Origin of the sequence: Blautia caccae, from assembly GCF_040095955.1 — a bacterium.
GTDB classification, from domain to species: Bacteria; Bacillota; Clostridia; order Lachnospirales; family Lachnospiraceae; genus Blautia; species Blautia celeris.
The window spans coordinates 1-1,751 of sequence record NZ_JBBMFP010000064.1 but is presented as its reverse complement, the minus strand read 5'-3'; the positions used below and the strand labels follow the sequence as shown (position 1 = coordinate 1,751).

Annotated in this window: 1 protein-coding gene; it reads left to right on the top strand. The window is 42.1% G+C overall.

Translation table 11 applies throughout. The features are described from left to right. Positions 1-1,751 (top strand): Ig-like domain-containing protein (locus WMO65_RS26090; protein ID WP_349064851.1); only part of this gene is annotated, 1,751 nt, incomplete at both ends.

The window sequence follows — 1,751 nt, the reverse complement described above, 5'->3', positions numbered from 1 at the left end:
ATCCAATCTGGTTCCCGCTGGTGGTACCGGCATTCAGATGGCGGATACACAAGAAATGCCTGGGAAAAGATAAATGGCAAATGGTATCATTTTGATGGCAGCGGCTGGATGCAGACCGGATGGCTGCAATTAGGCAGCACATGGTATTATCTCGAAAATTCTGGTGCTATGGCAGAAGACAAATGGGTCGGGGATTATTACTTGACTGGTAGTGGAGCAATGGCGATCAATCAGTGGATCGGCAATAAATATGTGGATGGTAATGGAAAATGGGATAGGTCAAAGAAAAAGACTGTCGCATTAAAGTCGATTAGTCTCAATCAAAAGAACTTATCCCTTACAGAAGGCAATAAGTCTACGTTAACTGTGAACTATAACCCGAAAAATACTACTGTTTCCAAAGATGTAAGCTGGACTTCCAGCAACACAAAGGTGGCCACTGTGAAAAACGGCACTATTCTTGCAAAGGGGGCAGGTACTGCAACTATCACAGCAATGGTCAATGGCAAAAAAGCTACATGTGCCGTTACGGTCAAGAAAAAAGAAATACCATTGCAGTCAATCAGCCTTAATAACACAAGCCTTAAACTTGAAAAAGGCCAAACAGATACCTTAAAGGTAACCTATTCTCCATCAAATACAACAGATAATAAGGATATCACCTGGACTTCTTCAGATGAAACAATCGCGACCGTGAAAAACGGCGTTGTAACTGCTGTTTCCGATGGAACTGCCACCATAACGGCTGCTGTAGGCAAAAAATCTGCATCATGCAAGATCAAAGTCTATACACCTGTTCCGCTGGAAAGTATTACTTTATCCGAGCAGAACTTGAACTGGGATATCACGCTTCAGGATGAAACGACATTGACCGTCACTTATAATCCGGTTGAAACGACCGATGACAAGAAAGTTACCTGGTCTTCCAGCGATGAAAATGTTGTAAGAGTAACCGGTACGGGCGAGGATCAAGAAACTGCATTAGTTGTAGCCGAAGGCCCTGGAACCGCAACTATTACGGCTCAAGTAGGCAACAAAAAGGCCGAATGTAAAGTTAATTTTACAGCATCACTAAACAAATGGACGCTGAATGAACATAATTTAGAACTTGATAAAGGGGAAACAAAACAGCTTACAATCACCTTTATTCCAGATTATACAACGGATCCCAAAGATACAACCTGGAGTTCTTCAGATGAATCCGTTGCTACTGTAGATGATAATGGCGTTGTAACTGCTATATCTGAAGGTATAGCAACCATTACTGCTATAAATGCGAATGGAACTATGGATGAATGTAACGTTACAGTTACCATTCAACGAGTACCGGCTGAAAACCTCCAAATTAGTAAAGATTATTCTGTAATAAATGTTGAACAACAGGATACAATTATAGCCACCTACGGCCCGGACAATACAACAGATAGCCTGACGTGGAGTTCTTCCGATGAATCTGTAGCCACCGTGGATGATGGAGTCGTTACAGCTATAGCATCTGGTTCCTGTACTATCACAGCCTCCATTGGTAACTTAACGGCCTCCTGTAATGTGAATGTCCCCTATTACTTTGGTGACCAAGAGTTTGCTCATGAAATTTTCGATGAAATCAATCGAGTAAGAGTTGAAAACGGGTTACATGCTTATGAGTGGGATGAGAGATTATGTGATACTGGAGGAAAAATTGTGGCAGCATACGATGTGATGACTGGTACTAGTTCTAAGGATTATGCTAACCACGCAGGGCAGATTGG